Genomic DNA, 2,966 nt, shown 5'->3' with positions numbered 1-2,966 from the left:
CCCCGGCGAACACGCTGGGCATTCGCCGCATCATGTTCGCCGTCGACGACATCGACGACGTCATCGCCCGCCTGCGCGCCCACGGCGCCGAACTCGTCGGCGAGGTGGTGCAGTACGAGGACGCCTACCGGCTGTGCTACATCCGCGGCCCCGAGGGCATCGTCGTCGCGCTTGCCGAGCAGATCGACTGACGGCCTCGTCGCGGCAACAGCGCAGAGTTGGTGTCATGTGCGCCTCGAAGGGGCGTTGCGAAACTCCAGGCCATCCGCCCTTTCGAGCCCCTTCCGGCATTGCTCGATAATGAACATTATGTCAAGTAAGCCAATCTGGCCCCGCTCCTCCCGGTGCTGGGCCACGGGGATCTGCCGATCGTCGCACTCGCACGGTTTCCGGTGACCATTCCCGTGACCTTCGCGGACGACGACGCCGGTCTCGCGCAGTGTCTGAGGCGCCGGCCGTCGGTACGTCTGTTGACCCGGCGTGAGCTGGACACTCCCCTGCGTTCGTACGATCTGTCGGATCTTGACGAGGCGGAGCTCCGGCAGATCGCCTACTGGCAGCCCGGGACCCTCGGCGAGCTGCTGTTCCACCACTGGGACTGAGACCGGCGTTGCGCGGCATGCGCCATTGATTACGTACGGTGACCACTCCCCCGCTGTTCAGGCGCTCGTGCCCGCGTGCATGAGCGCGACGTACCCCTCCTCGAGGGAGGGCTGGACCGGTACGGCGCGGGGGTCGGGCCGGGTGGGGCTGACGAGGCGGTAGTGGGTGCCGTCGGAGCGGCTGACGGCGGACACGACGACGCCGCCGGCGGGCGGCGGTCCCTGGCCGACCAGTTCCCAGGTGATGCCTTCGGCCCGTTGGACGATGTCGGCGACGGGGCCGTTGAAGACGACCCTGCCGCGGGCCATCACCGCGGTGTCGCGGCAGGTCTGGGCGACGTCCTCGACGATGTGGGTGCTGAGCAGGACGGTGCGGCCGGCGGCGATGGAGGCCAGGAGGGTGCGGAAGCGGATGCGTTCCTCGGGGTCGAGGCCGGCGGTGGGTTCGTCGACCACGACCAGGGCGGGGTCGCCGAGCAGGGCCTGCGCGATGCCGACGCGGCGGCGCATGCCGCCGGAGAAGCCGCGGAGCTTGCGGCCGACGGCGTCGGTCAGGCCGACCATGTCGAGGAGCTCCCCGATCTGGCGGCGGCGGGCGGCGGTGTCGTCGAGTCCCTTGAGCAGGCCGACGTAGTCGAGGAACTCCTGGGCCGACAGGTCGGGATAGAGGCCGAGGTCCTGGGGCAGGTAGCCGAGCCGGCGTTGTACGGCCAGGCGGCCGGTTCTGGTGGTGAGGTCGTGGCCGCCGACGCGTACGGTTCCTGCGGTGGGCGGCAGCACTCCGGCGAGTACGCGCATGAGTGTCGTCTTACCGGCGCCGTTGGTGCCGAGCAGGCCGTACATGCCGCCCGGGACGGCGAGGTCGAGTCCGTCGAGGGCGGTGACCTTGCCGAACGTGCGGCGCAGCCCGGTGATCTGGATGTCCATGCGAGGTGTCTTTCAGGAGGTCAGGCGGACAGGTTTCTGCGGCGCAGTAGCGGCGGGGCCAGCGCGAGGGGCGGGAGGCTGAGCAGGAGGAGCAGGGCGAGGCCAGGACGGTCGTCGCGCCGCCGGGCTGGGGGCGCAGGAACTCCAGCCAGCCGTCGGCGCCCGCGTACAGGGCCCGCTCCCCCATCAGCCAGGTCGCCGGGTAGTCGCCCAGGGGGGTCAGCAGGGTCCCGGTCAGTGAGGGGAACAGGTCGGGGTTGAGCATGTTGCCCCAGAACCAGTAGCCGACGAACAGCACCCGGAACAGCGGGGCGGTCGTCAGCAGCGGGCAGACGAGGGCGAAGGCGGTCACGAAGGCCAGTCCGGGGAGGGTGATCAGGGCGAAGGCGACGGCCGCCCAGGCGAACAGGGCGGGGTCGTGCCGGTGGGCGGTCTCTGCGGCGGCGGCGGTGAGGAGAACCAGCGCGGCGGGGACCGCGGTGGAGGCCAGGCCGCCGAGGTACTTGCCGGCGACGAGTGCGCCCCGGCCGGTCGGGAGGCTTTCGAGCAGGGATGCCAGGCCGAGTCGCCGGTCGCGGGTGAGGCGGTCGGCGAGCACCATCCCGAAGCCGATCGGCAGGAGGATGGACATCAGCAGCGCCCAGCCCGCCATCACCTCGCGGGGCGGTGTGCCGAGCGGCAGGTGGCGTGGTCCGCGGTCGCCCTGGGTGAGGGTGAGGACGACGGCGAGGACGGCGGTGGTGATCCACAGGGACCGTTTGCGGATCTGCATGCGGAACTCGTAGCGGGTCACCGCCCACGTCTGTCGTGCGGTGGTCATGTCTCCTCCTCGGTGAGCAGGCGTTCGGGGCGGCGCAGCAGGATCAGGGCGAGGGCCGCGAGCAGGGCCCCGGAGGTGGCCAGCGCCGCGCGGTTGGCGTCCCAGTCGGTGGGGACGCCGATGCGGGTGGTCATGAACAGGAAGAACGGGCGAAGCCCGGGTGTGGTGGCGAAGGACGTGGCGAACAGTTGCTCGCCGAGCCATACGGCGGCGACGGTCGTGGTGGCGAGCACGACGCTGCGTCCGAGTGCGGCGACCAGGAGGGCGAGCCCGGTGAGCCACAGGAGTGGGGCGGCCCAGACGAGGGGCGCGTACGGCAGGCCGGGCCCGTTCCACCAGCCGCCGAGGGCGAGCGCGGCGGAGAAGGCGATGGACAGGGCGGCGCTGAGGCCGCCGAGGACGGCCAGGCGGCGGCCGAGGGTCGTGGTGTACGGGGTGGGCAGGGTGAGCTGGAGTTCGCGGCTGGGGTCGCGGGAGACGACGGCGACGGCGGCCATGCCGGCGGACAGCGGGATGAGCGCCTCCAGCCCGGTGAGCAGGATGCGTTCGAGCTGGGGGCGTGCGGTGCCGAAGGCCGCGGCGGCCGGCGGTGAGGGCGAGGGTGGCGGCGGCAGCGC

Annotated in this window: 5 protein-coding genes; 2 read left to right on the top strand and 3 right to left on the bottom strand. The window is 71.9% G+C overall.

Annotated elements, in window-relative coordinates; genetic code table 11:
* Both B1L11_RS44245 and B1L11_RS44240 read left to right on the top strand, forming a co-directional pair.
* Nucleotides 1-191 (top strand): VOC family protein (locus B1L11_RS44245; RefSeq protein WP_372974786.1); only part of this gene is annotated, 191 nt, incomplete at its 5' end.
* Between the two features lie 201 nt (nucleotides 192-392).
* Entirely contained in the window at nucleotides 393-602 is a 210-nt protein-coding gene (locus B1L11_RS44240) for a hypothetical protein (RefSeq protein ID WP_143738000.1), read from the top strand.
* Between the two features lie 57 nt (nucleotides 603-659).
* Here B1L11_RS44240 and B1L11_RS44235 read toward each other — a convergent pair whose 3' ends face one another.
* The 3 genes from B1L11_RS44235 to B1L11_RS47730 form a co-directional block, all read right to left on the bottom strand.
* The gene (locus B1L11_RS44235; RefSeq protein ID WP_079321088.1) at nucleotides 660-1,529 is read right to left on the bottom strand and encodes an ABC transporter ATP-binding protein; all 870 of its coding nucleotides are present in this window, start codon (nucleotides 1,527-1,529) and stop codon (nucleotides 660-662) included.
* The gene (locus tag B1L11_RS46325) at nucleotides 1,411-2,349 is read right to left on the bottom strand and encodes an ABC transporter permease (protein WP_143737999.1); all 939 of its coding nucleotides are present in this window, start codon (nucleotides 2,347-2,349) and stop codon (nucleotides 1,411-1,413) included. The genes B1L11_RS44235 and B1L11_RS46325 overlap by 119 nt, the downstream gene beginning before the upstream one ends.
* A partial coding sequence (locus B1L11_RS47730) for a hypothetical protein (protein ID WP_218671716.1) occupies nucleotides 2,346-2,966 on the bottom strand: 621 nt, incomplete at its 5' end. The genes B1L11_RS46325 and B1L11_RS47730, both read right to left, overlap by 4 nt.

Source organism: Microbispora sp. GKU 823 (assembly GCF_002027145.1).
In the GTDB taxonomy this organism is placed as follows: Bacteria; Actinomycetota; Actinomycetes; order Streptosporangiales; family Streptosporangiaceae; genus Microbispora; species Microbispora siamensis.
The sequence above is the reverse complement of the archived record's forward strand: the minus strand, read 5'-3'. Positions and strand labels throughout refer to the sequence as shown.